The sequence below is a fragment of the Nonomuraea sp. LP-02 genome, assembly GCF_036289125.1.
Classification (GTDB): Bacteria; Actinomycetota; Actinomycetes; order Streptosporangiales; family Streptosporangiaceae; genus Nonomuraea; species Nonomuraea bangladeshensis.
Genome location: NZ_JAXCLK010000001.1, coordinates 8,960,701 through 8,980,068, shown reverse-complemented (window position 1 = coordinate 8,980,068; position 19,368 = coordinate 8,960,701). Strand labels below are relative to the sequence as shown.

Genomic DNA, 19,368 nt, shown 5'->3' with positions numbered 1-19,368 from the left:
AGTTCCCCTAGTTTCGTGCCATACCCCCTGCACATGGAGGCGTCGTGCTCACCTCTCGCGCCCGAGCGGCCGGAATCGCCGCAATACTCGCACTGGCCACCGCAGCCTGCGGCGCCGCCCCCGGCACCCAGCAGACCACCGAGGCGTCACAGGGCGGGGCGAACGCCGCCACCGCCACCTCCGCCGCCGACTTCGGCGGGCTGGACAAGCTCGTCGAGGCCGCCAAGAAGGAGGGCGCGCTCCACGTCATCGCCCTGCCTCCCGACTGGGCGAACTACGGCGAGATCATCGAGAAGTTCCAGGCCAAGTACGGCATCAAGATCGAGAGCGAGACCCCCGACGCGTCCAGCGCCGACGAGATCAACGCCGTCAAGACCCGCAAGGGCCAGGACCGCGCCCCCGACGTGCTCGACCTCGGCCAGTCGTTCGCGCTCAGCGGCGCCGCCGAGGGGCTGTTCGCGCCGTACAAGGTGCAGACCTTCGACAAGATCCCCGCAGGCCAGAAGGAGCCGACCGGCCTCTGGGTCAACGACTACGGCGGCTACGTGTCCATCGGCTGCGACGCCAAGAAGATCGCCACCTGCCCTGCCAGCTTCCAGGACCTGCTCAAGCCCGAGTACAAGGGCAAGGTCGCGATGAACGGCAACCCGACCAAGGCGGGCTCCGCCTTCGCCGGCGTGTACGCCGCCGCCCTCGCGAACGGCGGCTCGTTCGACGACATCCAGCCCGGCATCGACTTCTTCAAGAAGCTCAAGGACGCCGGCAACTACAACCCGGTCGAGACCACCCCGGCCACCATCGAGAAGGGCGAGACCCAGATCAGCATCGACTGGGACTACAACAACGCCGCCTACGCCCCCCAGATGGCCGACAAGGGCATCGACTGGCAGGTCAACATCCCCTCCGACGGCAAGTACTTCCAGATGTACGCCCAGGCGATCAACAAGGACGCCCCGCACCCGGCCGCCGCCCGGCTGTGGCAGGAGTACCTCTACAGCGCCGAGGGCCAGAACCTCTTCCTCAAGGGCTTCGCCCGTCCCGTGCTGCTGCCCGCCATGACCTCCGAAGGCACCGCCGACCAGGCGCTGGCCGACAAGCTGCCCAAGGTGGACGGCGAGCCGACCTTCCCCACCACCGAGCAGGTCGACGCGGCCAAGGCCAAGCTGGCCAGCGGCTGGGACGCCGCGATCTCCGGATGAGCCGTCCCCGGTCGAGCGGCTGGCTGGGCGCGCTGCCCCTGCTGGTGTTCTTCGCGCTGGTCTTCGGCGTCCCCGCCGTCGTGCTGGTGGCGGGGGCGTTCACCGCGGAGGGGCGGCCCAGCACGGCCAATCTGGCGCTGAGCCTGCAGGGCGGTTACCTGACCGCCCTGCTCGGCAGCGTGAAGCTGTCGGCCGTGGTGGCGCTGGTGGGAGCCGTGCTCGGCACGTTCCTCGCCTACGCCGTCGTGACCTCGCGCTCGCGGCTGCTGCGGGAGGCGGTGCTGACCGCCTCCGGCGTGCTGGCCAACTTCGGCGGGGTGCCGCTGGCGTTCTTCTGGATCGCCACGCTCGGCAACTCCGGCGTGGTCAGCGGGCTGGTCGGGCTGCCGTCGGGGTCGCTGTACACGTTCTGGGGCCTCGCCGTCGTCTACCTGTACTTCTCGGTGCCGCTGATGGTGCTCGCCATGGCGCCGGCGCTGGACGGCCTGCGCCCGCAGTGGCGGGAGGCAGCGGCCAACAGCGGCGCGACCGCCTGGCACTACTGGCGCTACGTGGCGCTGCCGGTGCTGGCCCCGGCCATGCTGGGCGGAGTGGTGCTGCTGTTCGGCTCGGCCTTCTCCGCCTACGCCACCGCCAACGCCATGGTCGGCACCGTCGTGCCGCTCGTCACCCTGAAGATCGCCGCCGCGCTCACCGGCGACGTGCTGATCGGCTACGAGAACATCGCGCTGGCGCTCAGCCTCGACATGATCGTGGTGGCCGGCCTGGTCATGGCGATCTACCTGCCGCTGCAGAGGAGGACCTCGCGATGGCTGCACTGACCGGGCTGGAGCCCGTCGCCACCGCCGCCCCCGCGAAGGCGCCCGCCCGGCCGCGGGTGTGGCGCGGGCTGGTGTTCCTGGTGGCCGGGCTCTACTTCCTGGTGCCGCTCGGCGCCTCGCTCTGGTACACCCTCTACTCGCCCAGGTCCGGGGTGTCGTTCGCGCCCTACGCCGAGCTGCTGACGGCCGAGGGCTTCGCGAGCTCCCTGACGCTGTCGCTGGGGCTCGCCGCGGCCACGATCGCCGTGGTGCTGCTGCTGGCGCTGCCCGCGATGCTGGCCGTGCGGTTGTTCGCGCCGCGGCTGCGGCCGGTCATGGAGGTGCTGTGCACGCTGCCGCTGGTGGTGCCGCCGATCACGTTCGTGGCGGGGCTGTCCACGGCGCTGCGGAACGGCACCGAGCTGCTGGCGCCGACGCCGTTCTGGGCCACGATCATCGCGGTGCAGGACCCGGGGTTCCCGATCGTGCTGGTGCTCGCGTACGTGGTGCTGGTGCTGCCGTTCGTGTACCGGTCGCTGGACGCCGGGCTGCGCACGATGGACGTGCGGACGCTGGTGGAGGCGGCACGCAACCTGGGGGCTTCGTGGCCGTACGTGCTGTTCCGGGTCGTGGTGCCCAACCTGCGCTCGGCCCTCGCCAGCGCGTCGTTCCTGACGCTGGCGCTGGTCCTCGGCGAGTACACCGTCGCCAGCCTGCTGGGCTACCAGCCGTTCGCGGTGTGGATCGTGACCGTGTCCGGGTCCCGTGGCCAGCTCTCGGTGGCCGTCTCCATCCTGAGCCTGCTCATCATCTGGCTGCTCCTGCTGGCCGTGTCGACCGTCTTCGGTAGGGAGAGAAAGAAATGACCGCATCGGCTCCGGCGTCCGTCGAATTCCGGGCGCTGCGGCGGGAGTTCGGCAAGACGGTCGCGCTGGACGGGCTCGACCTGCTCATCGAGCCCGGCGAGTTCGTCGCCCTGCTCGGTCCTTCCGGGTGCGGCAAGACGACGGCACTGCGGTGCGTGGCCGGGTTCGAGCGGCCCGACTCCGGCGCGGTGCTCGTGGACGGCAAGGACGTCACCCGCGTGCCCGCCAACAAGCGCGACGCCGGGATGGTCTTCCAGTCGTACTCGCTGTTCCCCAACCTGAACGCCCGCGACAACGTCGCCTTCGGGCTGCGCGTGCGCAAGGTGCCCGCCGCCACCCGGCGGGCGCGCGCGGACGAGCTGCTGGAGCTGGTCGGCCTGCCCCAGCACGCCGACCGCTACCCCCACCAGCTCTCCGGCGGCCAGCAGCAGCGGGTCGCGCTGGCCCGCGCGCTCGCCCTGGAGCCGCGCGTGCTGCTGCTCGACGAGCCGCTGTCGGCGCTGGACGCCAAGGTCCGCGTCACCCTGCGCGAGGAGATCCGGCGGCTCCAGCTCGACCTGGGCATCACCACCGTCTTCGTCACCCACGACCAGGAGGAGGCGCTGTCGGTCGCCGACCGGGTCGCGGTGCTGCGGGAGGGGCGGCTGGAGCAGGTGGGCGCGCCCGCCGAGGTCTACGACCGGCCCGCCACGCCGTTCGTCGCGGAGTTCGTCGGCACCATGAACCACCTCGCCGGGCGGCTCGGCGGCGACCGGGTGAGCGTGCTCGGCCAGAGCCTGCCCGTGGACGGCCCCGTCCCGGACGGCCCGGACGTGGACGTGCTGGTCCGGCCGGAGGCGGTCCGGGTGGAGCCGGCCGAGGACGGGCCCGCTGAGGACGCGACGGCCGAGGTGCTGGCGGCCTCCTTCCGTGGCGCGTCCGTACGGCTCCGGCTCGCCGTGGACGGCGGCGAGGTGCTGGCCGACGTGCCCGGCCACGAGGCGGCGCGGCTCGGGCCCGGGACGCGGGTCGCGGTGCGGCTGGTGGAGCGGCCCGTGCTGGTGGCGGCCCGTACGGTCACGGCACCCGCCCCCGTCGTGGCCGCCGCCGATGCCGTCTGACCCTGAGGCGGTCCTGCTCGATCTGGACGGGACGCTCGTGGACACCGAGGGGGCGTGGTGGCGGGCGGTGGCCGGGGTCGCCGCGTCGTTCGGGCGGCGGCTGGAGGCGGCCGACGTGCCGCACGTACGCGGCCGTACCGCCGCCGACGCCGCCGCCCACCTCCTCCCTGGCGCCGCGTCCGGAGTCGCGTCCGGAGCTGTGGACGCGCTGGCGGAGCGGCTGGTGGACGCCTTCGCCGAGCGGCTCGGCCGCGACGGCGTGCCGGTGATGCCCGGGGCCCGCGAGCTCCTGTCCGACCTCGCGGCCGCGGCCATCCCCACGGCCCTGGTCAGCGCGTCCCCCCGGCGGGTGGTCGAGCTGGTGCTGCCCTGCCTGCGCCACTCGTTCCACCAGGTCGTCGCCGACGGGGAGACGGCGCGCGGCAAGCCGCATCCGGACCCGTACCTGGAGGCGGCCCGGAGGCTCGGCGCGGCCCCCCAGCGCTGCGTGGCCGTCGAGGACAGCCTGGCGGGCGTCGCGGCGGCCACCGCCGCGGGGTGCCGGGTGCTGGTGGCGGGGCCGGCGGGACCGCCGTCGCTGGCCCGGATCCGCGCCTGCCTCGCCGCGCCGGGAGAGGGCTTGTGACCATGCTCCCGCGATCACGGCGGTGTCGGTAAGCTTGCGCGGCGTGAATGAAACCTCCCACATCGGGCGCTACAGGGTGCTGAGCGCGCTGGGGCGGGGCGGAATGGGCACGGTCTACCTCTCCGAGGACCCCGCCGGCCAGCGGGTCGCCGTCAAGGTCATCAACCCCGAGCTGAGCCAGCACGAGCAGTTCCGCCTGCGCTTCCGCAGGGAGGCCGACGCCGCGCGCCGGGTGCGCAGGTTCTGCACGGCGGCGGTGCTGGAGGCGGCGCTCGACGGCGACCAGCTCTACGTCGTCACCGAGTACGTGCCGGGCCCCAGCCTGGAGCAGGCCGTACGCGAGTCAGGCCCGCTGCGCGGCTCCAGCCTGGACGCGCTGGCCGTGAGCGTGGCGACGGCGCTGACCTCCATCCACGCGGCCGGGGTCGTCCACCGCGACCTCAAGCCGTCCAACGTGCTGCTGTCGCCGGTCGGCCCGCGCGTGATCGACTTCGGCATCGCGCGGGCGCTCGACACGCTCGGCGGCGTCACCGGCACCGGCGAGCTGGTCGGCACGCCCCGCTACATGGCGCCCGAGGTGCTGCGCGGCGAGCCGGTCTCGCCGGCCTGCGACGTGTTCTCGTGGGGGTGCCTGGTGGCGTTCGCGGCGAGCGGGCGGGCGCCGTTCCCGGGTGACACGCTGCCCTCCATCGTCTACCAGGTGCTCAACACCGAGCCCGTGCTCGACGACGTCGATCCGGGGATGCGCGAGCTGGTCAGGGCCGCGCTGCGCAAGGACCCGGCCGCCCGGCCGACCGCCCAGCAGCTCCTCGACCACCTCGTCGGGCGGGCCGCCGAGCCGGAGCAGGCCACGCGGACGGTCCAGGCGACCTGGCAGCACGCCGGCGGCCCGTACGCGCCGCAACCTGTGGACGGGGCGCGGCGCGGCAAACTGTACGCGGCGGTCGCCGCCGGGGCCGCGCTGCTCGTGGCCGCGTCCGTGGGGGCGTGGGCGCTGCTGTCGCCCGGCGGCCCGCCCGACCTCGGCGTCCTGTACGCCGAGGACTTCACCCAGACCTCCGGCGGCTGGAACGGCACCTACGACGCCAGCGCCGACGCCTCCTACGGATACCGGACGGACGGGACGTACGGGCTGGACGTCAAGCAGGGCAGCGGCTACGAGGAGCGGTGGGCCGAGGCTCCCATCCCCTTCCTCGTCGCCACGCCGACGACCACGCCCGACCCGACGGCCAAGCCCACGCCGATGCTGCCGTCGTCGGTGGTCATCGGCGTCACCACCGACGTCAAGAAGGCGTCGGGCACCGGTGAGTACGGCGTCTACTGCCACGCCGCCGACGACAAGTCCTACTACGAGTTCGGGCTGGACACCAAGGGCAACGCCAGGATCCGGCGGGTCGTGGACGGCGCGGGCGGCACCCTCGCCCCTCCGGTGCAGGTGGACGGGCTGTCCGGCGGGCCGGTCAGGATCGTGGTGGCGTGCGAGCAGGTGGACACGACGACGACGCGGCTGACCATGTGGGTCAACGACGACCGGGTGCACCGCGTGGAGGACCCGGACGGGATCGGCAACGGGCCGCTCGGGCTGTTCGCGCGTACGACGAAGGCCGAAGGGTCGCTGCTGCGGACCACGTTCGACGACTTCGAGCTGCGCGGCAAGAAGGCCGACCCCTGATCTCCGCGTAGTTGAACTCTGCTCAGAGGACCCCGGCGCGGGCGGCGGCCAGGGCGGCGTCGGCGGCGCGGTCCGCGTCGCGCTCGCTGACCGGCTCGTGCGCCACGAACAGCCGGTAGTAGACGGGCGCGACCGCCACCCTGATCACCTCGCGGACGTCCACCACGTCGGGCAGCTCGCCCCGGGCGACCGCCCGCCGTACGACCTCGGCCGACTGGTCGTGCCTGGCCACGAAGAAGTCGTGCAGCGCCCGCGCCGCCGCGTCGTTCTGCACGGCGGCCGCCACGAACGCCGACGACACCGGCCCCAGCTCGGGATCGGCGAACCCCGAACGGACGAGCTGCACGACGCCCCGCAGGTCGCCCTCGATCGTCCCGGTGTCGGGGATGGGCCACGGCTCGTCGCGCGCCAGCTCCAGTGCGTCGGAGATGAGCCCTTCCACGTTGCCCCAGCGCCGGTAGACGGTCGTCTTGTGCACGCCGGACCGCTCTGCCACCCGCTCGACCGTCAGCCCGGTGTAGCCGTGCTCGACCAGCTCGGCGAGCGTCGCCTGGCGTACGGCGTCGCGTACGCGCGCGCTGCGCCCTCCCGGCCGCTTGCTGCCACCCGCTTCCAAAAACTACTCCAGTTGCGTTTGCTGCTCAGACTATGGTTAGCTAACGCTACCGCAGTTGCGATTGGAGTTCCATCCTGATCCACCTTCGTAGCGTTTCCAAGTCCTACGGCGAGCGCATCGTGCTCGACGACGTCACCGTGTCCGTCAAGGCGGGCGAGCGCGCCGGCGTCGTCGGTGAGAACGGCTCGGGCAAGTCCACCCTGCTCCGGCTCCTGGCCGGGGTCGAGCGGCCCGACGACGGCGAGGTCACCGTACCCTCCGCCGCCGACGACCTGGGATATCTCGGCCAGACCCTCGACCTGCCGCCCACGCACACCGTCCAGCAGGCCGTGGACGCCGCCCTGGCCGGGCTACGGGCCATCGAGCGCCGCCTGCGCGACCTGGAGGCGACCCTCGCGACGGCCGCCGACGACACCGCCCACGACACCGCCGCCCTGGCCGAATACGGCGAGCTGCAGACGCTCTACGAGGCACGCGGCGGCTACGAGGCCGACGCCCGTGTCGACAAGGCGTTCCACGGCCTCGGCCTGGCCCACGTCAGCCGCGACCGGGCTCTCGGCAGCCTGTCGGGAGGCGAGCTGGCCCGGCTCGGGCTGGCCTGCGTCCTCGCCGCCGCGCCCCGCGTCCTGCTCCTCGACGAGCCCACCAACCACCTCGACGAGCCGGCCCTGACCTGGCTCGAAGACCGCCTGCGCGAGCACCGCGGCACGGTCGTCGTGGTCTCCCACGACCGCGTCTTCCTCGGCCGCGTCGCGACCGCCGTCCTGGAGGTCGAGGGCGGGGCCGTCACCCGCTTCGGCGGCGGCTACGACGGCTTCCTCGCCGCCAAGGCGGCGGCGCGGGCCCGCTGGGAGCAGGCATACGCGGCCTGGTGCGAGGAGGTGCGCCAGGTGCGCGAGCACGCCGCCACCACCGCCCACCGCGTCGCCGCCGGCGGCCTCATGCGCGACAACAACAAGATGGCCTACGACCGCAACGCGGGGCGCGTGCAGAGCTCGATCTCCAGCCGCGTCCGCAACGCCCACGAACGCCTCCGCCGCCTCCTCGACAACCCGATCCCCCGCCCCCCATCCCCGCTCCACTTCCACTCCCCCTTCACCCCCTCCCTCATCCCCGACGGCGGGACCGCCAGGACATCGGAGCAGGCGGTGCTGGTCGAGCTTCGCGACGTCCGGGTCGGCGACGGCCGCCTGAACATCCCGCACCTGGCCCTCGCCCCGGGCGATCGCCTGCTCGTACGCGGCCCTAATGGCGCCGGCAAGTCCACGCTGCTGCAGGCGCTCGCCGAGCAGGCCGCCCGCGCCTCGACAAAGGTCGGCCACCTCCAGCAGGAGGTGACGTTCGACCCCGGCCTCACCGTCCTCGCCGCCTACGGCCACGGCTACCCGGACGAACGCGAGGCCGCCCTCCTCGGCACCGGCCTCTTCGCCCCGCACACTCTCCGGCAGAAGGTGGGCGAGCTGTCGGTGGGCCAGCGGCGCCGCCTCGCCCTCGCCCGCCTGCTCGCCTCCGAGCACGACCTGCTCCTGCTCGACGAGCCCACCAACCACCTCTCGCCACTCCTGGCCGAGGAGCTGGAGCAGGCGCTCGACCACTACCGCGGCACGCTCGTCGTGGTGTCGCACGACCGCGCGCTGACCCGGCGCTTCCGCGGCGAACACCTGCACCTCGTAGGGGGACGCGTATGTTGACCATGATCGACGCCGGCGCACCGTACGGCATCACGACCGGCCCCGACGGCGAGCTCTGGTTCACCCTCGTCCACCAGGGCCGCGTCGGACGCCTGCGACCCGGCCACGCCCCGGTGATCCACCAGCTCGACCCGGCCGACGGCGGACCCACCGTGATCACGCCCGGCCCGGACGGCGCGATGTGGTTCACCGAGGGCCAGGGCGGCCGGGTGTGCAGGATCACCGCCGACGGCGAGGTGACCGCCTACCCCGCCGACTCCCCGTTCGGCATCACGGCGGGCCCCGACGGCGCGATGTGGTTCGCCCAGATGCAGCCGGGCCGCATCGGCCGCATCGCGCCGGGCGGCGACCGCGCCGACTTCGAGATCCCGTCGCCCGGCGGCATGCCCGCCTTCATCACCCCCGGGCCCGACGAGGCCCTGTGGTTCACCCTCAACCAGGGCAACGCGATCGGTCGCGTCTCACTGACCGGCGAGGTGGCCCTCCACCCGCTGCCCACGGAGGGCGCCGCCCCGGTCGGCATCACGCTCGGCCCGGACGCGGCGCTGTGGTTCGTGGAGATCGGCGCCGGGCAGATCGGCCGCATCGACCCGACCGGCAAGATCGACGAGTACCCGCTCGCCGACCCCGCCTCCCGCCCGCACGCGATCATCGCGGGTCCCGACAACGCCCTGTGGTTCACCCTCTGGGGCACCGACCGCGTCGGCCGCATCACCCCCGACGGCGCCATCCAGGAGTTCCCCCTCCCGGATCACGGGGGCGGCGAACCGTGGAAGGCAGAGCCGCACGGCCTGACGGTGGGCCCCGACGGAGCGATCTGGATCGCCCTCGAAGCCGGCGCCCTGGCCCGCCTCACCCCGCCCTGACCACCCGGCCTCTCCCCTCTGGTGACCCGCGCCGCGAGCCTCCGCGCGTTCAGCGGGTCACGGCGGTCTCCCGCTCCACACGTGACAACTTCTCGGGATTGCGTACGTGGTAGGCGCCGGTGACGTAGCCGTTCTCCACGCGCACCGCCACCACTCCGTCGATCTCCCCGTCGACCCGTACGAGCAGCCCGGGGCCGCCGTTGATCTGCACCAGCTCGACCGACCGTTGCGCGTCGCGCTTCCACCAGCCGACGGCCAGCAGGCGGGCGACGTTGTCGATCCCCACGACGGGTCGCAGCAGGGCGTGCCTGACGCCGCCGCCGTCGCTGAGGGCGACGACGTCCGGCGCGAGGACGTCGAGCAGGCTCTGCAGTTCGCCGGTCTCGACCGCGCGCTGGAAGGCCAGGAGCACGGCCCGGGTCTCGGCCGGGGAGGTGCTGCCGCGTGGCCGGCGGGCGGCGACGTGGGCCCGCGCCCGGTAGGCGAGCTGGCGTACGGCGGCCGGGCTCCTGTCGACGGCTTCGGCGATCTCGTCGTAGTCGAGGGCGAACACCTCACGCAGTACGAACACCGCCCGTTCGGTCGGCTGCAGCGTCTCCAGGACCAGCAGCATGGCCATCGAGACGCTCTCGGCGAGCTCGACGTCCTCGGCCACGTCAGGCGCGGTCAGCAGCGGTTCGGGCAGCCACGGTCCGACGTAGGACTCCTTGCGCCGGCCGAGCGCGCGCAGCCGGTCGAGGGCCTGCCGGGTGACGATCCGTACCAGGTAGGCACGTTCCTCCCGGACGGTGGCGAGATCGACGTCCGCCCAGCGCAGCCAGGTCTCCTGCAGGACGTCCTCGGCGTCGGCGGCCGAGCCGAGCATCTCGTAGGCGACGGTGAACAGCAGGTTGCGGTGGGCGACGAACGCCCGGGTGGCGTGGTCGATGTGGTCGGCACGGTCGAGCGGCCCGGGCGGCTCCATGCTTGGTTCGCTCCGCTCGGTCATGCCCCGTTCCTGCCTGTTCGTTCTCAGTGCTGCCATACGCACAGGACGCCGCTGCCCGCCGTTCCGTAACACCACCGGCGGGTGGTCCATGTCACATGGTCGCCCTGTTACAGGGGGCCGGGCGCCGGCGTCTTCATGGTTGTCGGGATGCCGGATCACCACGGCATCGACCACCACGAAGGGAAGCCTTCCCCATGTCCACGCCCACGACGACCGGCCAGCGGTCGCGTATGCCCAATCCTCTCCCCTTCCTCCCCGAGATGGCGCAGGTCGGGGAAGGTCTGCATAAGGCCCTCCAGAACGGGGCGATTCCACAGACGACCATCCACCTGTTGCAGTTGCGCGCCGGGCAACTCCTCGGCAGCACGTACTTCACCATCAGGGAGACCGGCAACCTGCGCAGGATCGGGGAGTCAGAGGAGCGCATCACCGCCGTGGCGACCTGGCGGGACGCCACATGCTTCACCGATCCCGAACGGGTCGCGCTGGAGCTGGTGGAGGCGGTCCTCACCCCGAACCCGTCAGGGGAACGCGTCCCTGACGAGCTGTACGCCAGGGCGTCGGCGCACTACGACGACAGAGCGATGTGGTCGCTGGTCATGGCGATCGCCCACATCGGCTTCTTCACCCCGGCCGCTCTCATCGCCAAGCCGATCCCCGGCATGCCCCCCGGCCAGAACTACAGCGAGTAAGGAAGGCATCCAGCATGAGCATCACCACGTTCGCGGTGGCGGGAGCGACCGGGCGGCTGGGCCGCCACGTCGTCGACGTCCTGACCGAGCGGGGACACCGGGTCGTGCCGATGTCCCGCGCCACCGGCGTGGACATCATCACCGGCCAGGGCCTCGCCGAGGCCGTCGCCGGGGCCGAGGTCGTCATCGACGTCGCCTCCTGGCACGCCTCCGACCAGGACGCCGCGACGAAGTTCTTCCGTACGTCGGCCGCCAATCTGCACGAAGCCGGCCGGAAGGCGGGGGTCGCCCGGATCGTCATGGCGTCCATCATCGGCGTCGAGAAGGCCACCGCCGGTTTCCTCGCCGCCAAGAAGGTGCATGAGGAACGCCTCCTGTCCGGCCCGGTCCCTGCCCGCATCCTGCGGGCCGCGCAGTTCCACGAGTTCGTCGGCCAGCTCCTGGACTGGCAGGAGGGCGAGGTCGCGTACATACCGGCGCTGCCCAGCCAGCTCGTGGCCTGCCGCGCCGTGGCCGAGGAGTTGGTCAACCTGGCGACCGCCCCCGCCTCTCCGGGAACGCCGATCCCCGAGGTCGCCGGGCCCCGCAAGGAGATCCTGGCCGAGGCGGCGCGGCTTCTCGGCGCCCGGCGGGGCGTCAAGGTCGTCGGCGTCGACGGGTCCGCCATGCCCGATGCCGAGCTTGCCGCCGACGGCGCCTTCCTGCCCGGTCCGCACGCCAAGCTCGCCGGCCCCACCTTCGAGGAGTGGCTCGACACTCAGCCCTGAGCCCCTGAGCCGGCCCCGCCCTTGTTCTCGGTGCTCCACCACCAAGGGCTCCACCGGGACTCACCCCCGGCCGACACGAGCTGTGTCACTCCTCGGCGGCGCAGCGCGGGTCACGATCACGATCACTCTCACTGGAGGAATGGACCGATGATGATGAAAGCGCCGGAATTGCCGCTGCACATGCGGCGGGCCGGGCTCAACCCGGTAGAGGAGCTGGCCCGGGCTCGCCACAGCGAGGGCGTGGTGCGGGTGACGACGCCGTTCGGCGCGCCCGCGTACGTGATCTGCCGCTACGAGGACGTTCGCCAGGTGCTGGCGGATCCGGCTCGGTTCAGCAGCGCCCTGACGCCGTTCCCGGGATCCGGGCAGATGGACGCCGACGAGCTCGCCAGGATGCGGGCGGGGCAGCTCATCGGGTTCGACCCGCCCGAGCACACGCGGTTGCGCCGGATGCTCACCCCGGAGTTCACGGTACGGCGGATGCGCAGGCTGGAGCCGAGGATCACCGAGATCGTCCAGGCGGCCCTGGACGATCTGGAGCGGGCCGGCAAGCCCGCCGATCTGGTGGAGCACTTCGCGCTGCCGGTGCCCTCGCTGGTGATCTGCGAGCTGCTGGGCGTGCCGCACGCCGATCGCACCGAGTTCCACGAGCGTTCGGTGCGCCTGCTGGACACCTCCCTGCCGATGGAACAGCGCGTCGCGGCGCAGCGGGAGGACCGCGCCTACATGGCCGGCCTGGTCGCCCGCGCCCAAGCGGATCCTGGCGAGGACCTGCTGGGCATGCTGGTACGCGAGCACGGCCACGACCTCACGACCGACGAGCTGGTCGGCATCGCGGGACTTCTGCTGCTGGCCGGGCACGAGACGACCTCGAACATGCTCGGCCTGGGCACCCTGGCCCTGCTGCGGCACCCGGACCAGCTCGCGATGATCCGCGAGGACCCGGCGCGGGTCGAACCCGCGGTCGAGGAGCTGCTGCGCTGGCTGTCCATCGTGCAGTCGCTGCCGCCGCGCACGACCACGACGGACGTGGTGATCGCCGGGCATGCCATCCCCGCGGGGTCGCTCGTCATCTGCTCGTTCCCCGCCGCCAACCGCGACCCTGCCTTCGTCGACGATCCCGAGACGCTCGCCATCACCAGGGGAGCCGCCGGTCACGTCGCCTTCGGCCACGGGGTGCACCACTGCCTCGGGGCGCCGCTGGCGCGGATGGAGATGCGCGTCGCCTTCCCGGCCCTGCTGCGGCGCTTCCCCGGCCTCGCCCTGGCCGATCCGTACGAGCAGGTGGACTTCAACGTCTTCAGCATCGTGTACGGCGTGCGCACGCTGCGGGTGACCTGGTGAGCGGACACCCGGCGCCCGACCCGTACGCCCCCGGTTCTGCGGCCTGTTGAAGGGCGCGAGCGCCGTCCTGGCGGCACAGGTGTGGTCGCCCCGCCCCGCCGGCTGAACGCGGAGCCCGGCCCGCCCACCTCGGAGGCCGCGGGGTTGCGGGGGTCCGGGTGGCGGCCGGGGTTCCGGGCGGAGTTGACTAGGGGCATGCATGCCATCTTCGTCTCCGCCCAGGGCGGTCCAGAAGTTCTCGAGTACGTCGAGCGTCCCGACCCCACGCCCGGTGACGGCGAGGTCGTGGTCGACGTCGCCGCCAGCGGGGTCAACTTCATCGACATCTACTACCGCTCCGGCGCGTACCCGCTCGACCTGCCGATCGCCATCGGCTCCGAGGGGGCGGGCACGGTCGCGGCGGTCGGGGCCGGGGTGCGGGACGTGGCCGTCGGCGACACCGTGGCCTGGGCGAACGTGCTCGGCAGCTACGCCGAGAAGGCCGTCGTACCGGCCGCGCGGCTGGTGCCGGTGCCGGACGGCGTGTCGGCCGAGCTCGCGGCCGCGACGATGCTGCAGGGCATGACCGCCCACTACCTGACCCACTCCACGCACGAGGTGAAGGAGGGCGACCGCGTCCTCGTCCACGCGGGCGCGGGCGGCATGGGCCAGCTGCTGATCCAGCTCGCCAAGCTGCGGGGCGCCACGGTGTACACGACGGTGTCCACCGACGAGAAGGAGAAGCTGGCCCGCGAGGCCGGGGCCGACGAGGTGCTGCGCTACGACGACTTCGCCGAGGCGCTGCGCGGCACGATCGACGTCGTGTACGACGGCGTCGGCAAGGCCACCTTCGACGGCAGCCTGGACGCGCTGCGCCCGCGCGGCCTCATGGCCCTGTACGGCGCGGCGAGCGGCCCGGTCCCGCCCCTCGACCCGCAGACGCTCAACAAGAAGGGTTCCCTCTTTCTGACCCGGCCGACGCTCGTGCACTACATCGCCGAGCGGGCGGAGCTGCTGCGGCGGGCGTCCGACCTGTTCGGCTGGATCTCGGCGGGCGAACTGCGGATCAACATCTCGCACCGCTACCCGCTGGCGGACGCGCAGAAGGCTCACGAGGACCTGGCCGGCCGGCGTACGACCGGCAAGCTGCTCCTCATCCCGGCCAGCACGGCCGGTGACCATACCGACCGCTGAGGAGAGCCGTCCGGCGCGCGACGGCGGACGACTACGGGGAGTCCTGGACGATCTTGAGCCACACGGCTTCGGCGTCGCGCCGACGTCCCCGAGCCGTCTCGGTCATGACGACCCGACCGCCCTTCCGCTCCGTGCGCCGGACGACGTAGTGCCCGCCTTCGGCGCACAGTTCGAACTCGACGTCGCCACGAACGACGAACTTCCTCATGTGACAGCGCGTGCCCCGAAGGATGTACGGTCGCCAGTCGATCAGAGGCGGCGACAGCGGACCCGCCGTCACCTCGGTTCCGGTCATCGCCGAGACAGCACGCGTTGCGTCACCGTACTGTCCGCATCAGCACCACAGCGAGGACACGGGAACGGACAGGAGAACACTGCACTGCACGCCGGACACGTATTGATCGGGGACCGAGGCGATCGGAGCCGGTTGGGTATGAGTCATCCTGCCTGCCCCCCACGTGGCATGGTAGGACGCCATGTCGCACACACCGGCCGCGATCATTTCGAGTTCGATCGAAACGGACCCGCCGAGATGGCGTTCAGATATACGGAGTGATCTCTCAGCGCATTCGCTCGGGAGAGATCAAGGTCGGTGCGCGCGTTCCCTCGCTCGTAGATCTTGGGGCAGAGTTCGGAATCGCGAACGCCACAGCGCAGAAGGTCATTCGTCAGCTTCGAGCCGACGGACTCATCCGGACAGAGCCCGGCATCGGGTCGCGCGTCGCCGAGCCCGAGCACTGGGAACCGGAGGGGTGATCTCAACGCCGCTTCTGTGCCCGTCCGGTTCGGTTAGCCGGTGCCGTGACGTACAGGCACACTTGCCGGCGCCATCGGGTGCGAGGCAGCCAAAGACCCAGCCCGACTGGATCTCCATCATGTGCTCCGCGAGATCCCGGCGACTGCTGTAGTAGCGAGCCCCAGTCCCAACTAACACGTTGCGGCGGTGCGTTCGGCGTCAAAGACCGCCGCAGGGGGTGAAGTCATCAGTCGAGGAGTACTTGTCCCCGCCTTGCTGCCTTCTGAGTTGATACCGCACACATCAGCGTTGACTTCGACACTCGCGACTTCCTTAGTCCGGGGGATTCCCCCGTGAACGATCCCGCGTGTCTGTCAATACCGGAGATGCGGAGGTACGTGGATTGAATAGCGGAGGCTGCGGAGCAGTTCCTCGTCCAACCGAATTCGGGTCTCCAGCTCGAAGGAGGTGAGAATCGCAGCCTTCAGGTAGGCGGGATCCGCTTCGCCGTCATCGTCATCAAGATGATCACGAACTTCGCGCAGATACGGGTCAAAGAGTGGCCGGTAGCGGGCATACGGGCCTTCGAAGGGCGTCGCTGCCTCTCGTATGGATTCGACAGCGTCATCCGATTCGAAGAGGTATGCCTCACTCCAGCCAAAACCTGGGCCGGCCGGTGGGCTGAAGGAGAAATCGAGATTGTAGGAGTCCCATTGGGTGACCGCGCGTGTGATGCCACGTCGAAGCGCATCGTCTGTGCGTAGATATAGGCCCGCGACAGATTGCCAGTCCCACGTCACGACAGCATCTTCCACTTGATCAATGAAAACGCATCCGTCATGATCGAGGAGGTCATGTTCCGCATTGCGTTGGAGATCTCCGGTCTGTACGCCCATCCGCTGTAATGCCTCGTCCAGGCTCAATGGGGCGGTGACCGTATAGCAGAACATCTCCTGGTATCCGCGGAGAAAACTGCTGTACCTCGACATGATGGCGTGCAGTGGTGCCGGCAGGGCATCAATCATGTGCAGATCTTCTCAGGAAGAGAGCAGATGCATGATCTAGGGCGTACGGATCGTCCGGTGTCGAGCATGCGTCCAGCACCGCGGACGGCATCCATACGTCAGGCCGGCGTGCTCTGACCTGGCAGCCGCCCCCAGCGGCGGCCGTAGGACTTGGTCAGCCGTTCGGCCAGCCGAGGAGGCGGGCGCCCAGGACGGCGGTTTCCAGGGTGAAGCGCTGGGTGGGGTCGTCCGGGGAGAAGCCGGTCAGGCGGCGGATGCGCTCCAGGCGGTACGTCACGGCGCGCGGGCTCAGCCGCAGCTTCCGGGCGGCGGCGGTCTGGTTGCCGTGTGAGGCGAAGATGGCCTCCAGGGTCTCCAGCAGCGGTTCGTGCCCGCCGCGTGCCTCCAGCAGTGGGCTGAGGACGCTGGTCACCAGGTCTTCGATGGCGCTGCGGTCGCGGAGCAGGACGGGGAAGACCAGCAGGTCGGCGGCTCGTACGACGTCGATCTTGAGTGCCAGGGCGTCGGCCAGCTCCAGGGCCTGGGCGGCCTCGCGGTAGGAGGTGACGACGCCGCCCGGGCCGCGGTGCGCCCGGCCCAGGCCGACCCGCCAGCCGGTGGCGAAGCGGGCGCGTACGTGGTACGTGAACTCGCCGACGGCGGCCGGCAGCGTGGCGGGGGCGACGCACACCAGGAGGTCGTCGCGGACGGCGACCAGGACGTTGTGCGAGCCGAAGCGGGTGACGAGGGCGCGTTCGACGGCGTTCCTGTCCTGGGCGAGGGTCGTGGACGGGAGGTTGCCGGCCACGGCGACGACGTACGACTCGGCGAGGCGCAGGCCGAAGTGCTCGGCGCGTTCGGCCAGGCGTTCGGCCCGGCCCTGGAGCAGGTCGTCCACGAACTCCCTGCGGGCCTCCTCCTCGTCCCGGATCGCGGCGAGCTGGGCCTGTTCGTACCCCTCCATGAGGGCGGAGACGGCGCGGCGCAGCGCGGGCAGGACCGGCGGGAGGCCGTCGGCGGCGGCCAAGGCGTCGGCGGCGGCCAGGGCGTCGTCCACGAGCGAGCGCAGCGGCACGCCCAGTTCGGCGGCCCGTACGCCGGCGGCGCGGCACGGATCGAGCGCCCGCCGGTCGGGCGCCCGCCCCGTCCCCGCCGCCTCGGCCAGAATCCGCCGGCATGCGTCGAGTAACCCGCCTCGCACCTCGGAGGCAGAGACCCGTGCGCTGGAGGCGGACGGGCCGGAGGCTCCCGTGCCGGAGACCGACGGGCCGGAAGGCCCTGCCTCGGAGGTCCCCGCGCTGGAGGCCCCCGCGCCGGAGGCAGGGGGCGCAGAAGTCCCCGGGCTGGAGGCGTCCGTCCCGGGAGCGCTCCCCTCGCCGGCGCCCCTGCCGGAGGCGTCCGGGGCGGGGTTGTCGGAGGGGGTGGCGGGCAGGGGTGGCGGGGTCATCACACTCCTACGTCGCGCCGGTCGAAGGCGAGCACCGCGGTGAGCGCGAGCACGACCGTCGCTCCCGCCAGCACAAGGTAGTCCCCGACCGGCACCCCCTCATAGAGGGGCCGCCCTTCGGCGTAGTAGTGGAACGGCGAGACCCACTTGAGCCAGGAGATCGCGTCCCAGGAGCGCCCGACGGTGACGACCATGTAGCCGGCCGCGGCCCACACCCCGACCACGGCCGAGGCGACGAGCCGCCGCCCGGTGGCCGCGCCCACGGTGAGTGCCACGGTGCCGAAGAACAGGCCGAGCAGCAGCACGCCGAGGTGCCCGGCGAGGATGCGGCCGAACGGCACCCCGTTCTCGACCAGGGCGCTCATCCCCCAGGCGACCAGCAGCGTCACGGCCGCCACCGCGAGCAGGCCGAGCGCCAGCGCGGCGAGCCTGGCGAGCACGAGCCGCCTGCGGTCCACCGGCAGGGTGAGTACGAGCTCCAGGGTCCCGTTCTCCTCGGGCCCGGCGAGCGCCCGGTTGGCGAGCAGCGTCGCGCACGAGATGAACAGCATGGGGACGAAGAGCTGGTAGACGGCGGTCTGGAGGTAGCCGGCGCCGCTGGTCATGTCGGCGAGGCCGCCCATAAGGTCGCGCAGCGGGCCGGGGAACTTGGCGATCATCGCCGGCCCGTACGTCTCCGGGCTCTCCTTGATGCTCCCGTAGACGGCGAGGTAGAGCGCCATGAAGGCGCTGATGCCGACGGTCCACCAGAACGTCACGCCGCGGTGGTCGCGCAGGCTCTTGCTGATCAGCGGGCCGTTCATCGGGGCCGCTCCTCGTCGCTGTAGTAGGTCAGGAAGATCTCTTCGAGGTCGGGCTCGGCGCTCACCAGGTGGACCACGGTGTGGCGGGCGGCGGCCTTGATGAGCGCGTCCGGGCGGCCGTCGATGGTGCAGGACAGGGCGGCGCCCTCCACGCGCAGGTCGCGTACGCCGGGCAGCCCCTCGAAGTCGGCGCGCGGCACGGGCGCCGCGAAGTGCAGCTCGACCCGGCGCACCGCCTTCTCGCGCAGCGCCGCGACGTTCTCGACGGCGACGAGCCGCCCGCCGCGTACGATGCCGACCCGGTCGGAGACGCTCTCCACCTCGGCGAGGACGTGCGAGGACATGAGCACGGTACGCCCGGAGGCGCGCACCTCCCGCACCAGCGCCAGGAACTCGTGCTGTACGAGCGGGTCGAGCCCCATGGTCGGCTCGTCGAGGATGACGAACTCGGGTTCGTGCATGAACGCCTGGATGAGCCCGATCTTCTGCCGGTTGCCCTTGGAGAGCTTGCGCATCGGCACCGACAGGTCGGCGTCGAAGCGCTCGGCGAGGGCCGCGACGCGCGACTCGGGGACGCCGCCGCGTACCCGGCCGAGGAAGCGCAGGTAGTCGAGCGCGCGGTCGCGGCTCTCCAGCACCAGGTCGCCCGGCAGGTAGCCGATGCGGGCGCGGACGGCGGGCTCGCGGGGTGAGCCCCCGAGGACGCGTACGAGGCCGCTGGTCGGCCTGATCACGTCGAGCAGGAGCCTGATGGTCGTGGTCTTGCCGGCGCCGTTGGGTCCGAGGTAGCCGAAGACCTCGCCCGGCTGGATCTCCATCGTGAGGTCCGCGAGGCCCCGGCGGCTGCCGTAGTACTTGGTCAGCCCTTCGGCCTGCACCACTGCTGTCATGGCGGCATCGTCCCGCCGTTGTGGGTAGGGCGTCAGCGGGCGGATCCGGCAGGTTCGCGGGCCGTTCGTTTCCGAACCGTGGCAAGGGG

20 protein-coding genes are annotated in these 19,368 nt (G+C 71.8%); 13 read left to right on the top strand and 7 right to left on the bottom strand.

Going from position 1 to position 19,368, the window contains the following annotated elements; genetic code table 11:
* Positions 1-44: 44 nt before the first annotated feature.
* The 6 genes from SMD20_RS41810 to SMD20_RS41785 are packed head-to-tail and all read left to right on the top strand — an operon-like array spanning position 45 to position 6,262.
* Positions 45-1,199: an ABC transporter substrate-binding protein gene (locus tag SMD20_RS41810; protein WP_329591854.1), complete on the top strand. Its 1,155-nt coding sequence runs from the start codon at positions 45-47 to the stop codon at positions 1,197-1,199.
* Entirely contained in the window at positions 1,196-2,020 is an 825-nt protein-coding gene (locus SMD20_RS41805) for an ABC transporter permease (RefSeq protein ID WP_329591851.1), read from the top strand. The genes SMD20_RS41810 and SMD20_RS41805 overlap by 4 nt, the downstream gene beginning before the upstream one ends.
* Positions 2,008-2,865, top strand: a complete 858-nt coding sequence (locus SMD20_RS41800) for an ABC transporter permease (RefSeq protein WP_329591849.1) — start codon at positions 2,008-2,010, stop codon at positions 2,863-2,865. The genes SMD20_RS41805 and SMD20_RS41800 overlap by 13 nt, the downstream gene beginning before the upstream one ends.
* Positions 2,862-3,965, top strand: coding sequence for an ABC transporter ATP-binding protein (locus SMD20_RS41795; protein ID WP_329591847.1), 1,104 nt, complete (start codon positions 2,862-2,864; stop codon positions 3,963-3,965). Before SMD20_RS41800 ends, SMD20_RS41795 begins: the two co-directional genes overlap by 4 nt.
* Complete coding sequence (locus SMD20_RS41790; RefSeq protein WP_329591845.1) at positions 3,955-4,590, top strand: HAD family hydrolase; 636 nt, start codon at positions 3,955-3,957, stop codon at positions 4,588-4,590. Before SMD20_RS41795 ends, SMD20_RS41790 begins: the two co-directional genes overlap by 11 nt.
* A 43-nt stretch (positions 4,591-4,633) precedes the next feature.
* A complete protein-coding gene (locus tag SMD20_RS41785; protein WP_329591843.1) occupies positions 4,634-6,262 on the top strand; it encodes a serine/threonine-protein kinase in 1,629 nt (542 codons plus the stop codon).
* 22 nt (positions 6,263-6,284) lie between these two features.
* Here the strand turns inward: SMD20_RS41785 and SMD20_RS41780 are convergent, their stop codons facing one another.
* Positions 6,285-6,878 (bottom strand): TetR/AcrR family transcriptional regulator, encoded by a 594-nt coding sequence (locus SMD20_RS41780; protein WP_329591841.1) that lies wholly within the window; start codon positions 6,876-6,878, stop codon positions 6,285-6,287.
* Positions 6,879-6,949: 71 nt separating this feature from the next.
* Between SMD20_RS41780 and SMD20_RS41775 the strand changes: the two genes are divergently transcribed.
* Both SMD20_RS41775 and SMD20_RS41770 read left to right on the top strand, forming a co-directional pair.
* On the top strand, positions 6,950-8,569 hold the full coding sequence (locus SMD20_RS41775; RefSeq protein ID WP_442942632.1) for an ABC-F family ATP-binding cassette domain-containing protein: 1,620 nt from the start codon (positions 6,950-6,952) through the stop codon (positions 8,567-8,569).
* The gene (locus tag SMD20_RS41770) at positions 8,563-9,435 is read left to right on the top strand and encodes a Vgb family protein (protein WP_442942568.1); all 873 of its coding nucleotides are present in this window, start codon (positions 8,563-8,565) and stop codon (positions 9,433-9,435) included. The genes SMD20_RS41775 and SMD20_RS41770 overlap by 7 nt, the downstream gene beginning before the upstream one ends.
* 49 nt (positions 9,436-9,484) lie before the next feature.
* Here the strand turns inward: SMD20_RS41770 and SMD20_RS41765 are convergent, their stop codons facing one another.
* Positions 9,485-10,399 carry an RNA polymerase sigma-70 factor gene (locus tag SMD20_RS41765; protein ID WP_329592836.1) on the bottom strand — a complete coding sequence of 305 codons (915 nt, stop codon included), beginning with the start codon at positions 10,397-10,399 and terminating at the stop codon, positions 9,485-9,487.
* A 218-nt stretch (positions 10,400-10,617) separates the two neighbouring features.
* Between SMD20_RS41765 and SMD20_RS41760 the strand changes: the two genes are divergently transcribed.
* From SMD20_RS41760 to SMD20_RS41745, 4 genes are all read left to right on the top strand, one after another.
* Positions 10,618-11,115, top strand: coding sequence for a carboxymuconolactone decarboxylase family protein (locus SMD20_RS41760; RefSeq protein ID WP_329591837.1), 498 nt, complete (start codon positions 10,618-10,620; stop codon positions 11,113-11,115).
* Positions 11,116-11,129: 14 nt separating this feature from the next.
* Positions 11,130-11,882, top strand: coding sequence for an SDR family oxidoreductase (locus SMD20_RS41755; RefSeq protein ID WP_329591835.1), 753 nt, complete (start codon positions 11,130-11,132; stop codon positions 11,880-11,882).
* Positions 11,883-12,029: 147 nt separating this feature from the next.
* A complete protein-coding gene (locus SMD20_RS41750; protein ID WP_329591833.1) occupies positions 12,030-13,226 on the top strand; it encodes a cytochrome P450 in 1,197 nt (398 codons plus the stop codon).
* A 195-nt stretch (positions 13,227-13,421) separates the two neighbouring features.
* On the top strand, positions 13,422-14,399 hold the full coding sequence (locus SMD20_RS41745; RefSeq protein WP_329591832.1) for a quinone oxidoreductase family protein: 978 nt from the start codon (positions 13,422-13,424) through the stop codon (positions 14,397-14,399).
* A 31-nt stretch (positions 14,400-14,430) separates the two neighbouring features.
* Here the strand turns inward: SMD20_RS41745 and SMD20_RS41740 are convergent, their stop codons facing one another.
* Positions 14,431-14,607 (bottom strand): hypothetical protein, encoded by a 177-nt coding sequence (locus SMD20_RS41740; RefSeq protein ID WP_329591830.1) that lies wholly within the window; start codon positions 14,605-14,607, stop codon positions 14,431-14,433.
* 344 nt (positions 14,608-14,951) lie between these two features.
* Here SMD20_RS41740 and SMD20_RS48525 point away from each other — a divergent pair, with 344 nt between their 5' ends.
* On the top strand, positions 14,952-15,155 hold the full coding sequence (locus tag SMD20_RS48525; RefSeq protein WP_442942567.1) for a GntR family transcriptional regulator: 204 nt from the start codon (positions 14,952-14,954) through the stop codon (positions 15,153-15,155).
* A 354-nt stretch (positions 15,156-15,509) separates the two neighbouring features.
* Here the strand turns inward: SMD20_RS48525 and SMD20_RS41735 are convergent, their stop codons facing one another.
* The 4 genes from SMD20_RS41735 to SMD20_RS41720 all read right to left on the bottom strand — a co-directional run bounded on the left by SMD20_RS41735 (position 15,510) and on the right by SMD20_RS41720 (position 19,279).
* Positions 15,510-16,160 (bottom strand): hypothetical protein, encoded by a 651-nt coding sequence (locus SMD20_RS41735; protein WP_329591828.1) that lies wholly within the window; start codon positions 16,158-16,160, stop codon positions 15,510-15,512.
* A gap of 154 nt (positions 16,161-16,314) precedes the next feature.
* Positions 16,315-17,586 carry a PucR family transcriptional regulator gene (locus SMD20_RS41730; RefSeq protein WP_329591827.1) on the bottom strand — a complete coding sequence of 424 codons (1,272 nt, stop codon included), beginning with the start codon at positions 17,584-17,586 and terminating at the stop codon, positions 16,315-16,317.
* Complete coding sequence (locus SMD20_RS41725; protein ID WP_329591824.1) at positions 17,586-18,389, bottom strand: ABC transporter permease subunit; 804 nt, start codon at positions 18,387-18,389, stop codon at positions 17,586-17,588. The genes SMD20_RS41730 and SMD20_RS41725 overlap by 1 nt, the downstream gene beginning before the upstream one ends.
* Positions 18,386-19,279, bottom strand: a complete 894-nt coding sequence (locus SMD20_RS41720; protein WP_329591823.1) for an ABC transporter ATP-binding protein — start codon at positions 19,277-19,279, stop codon at positions 18,386-18,388. The genes SMD20_RS41725 and SMD20_RS41720 overlap by 4 nt, the downstream gene beginning before the upstream one ends.
* Between the last annotated feature and the right edge of the window lie 89 nt (positions 19,280-19,368).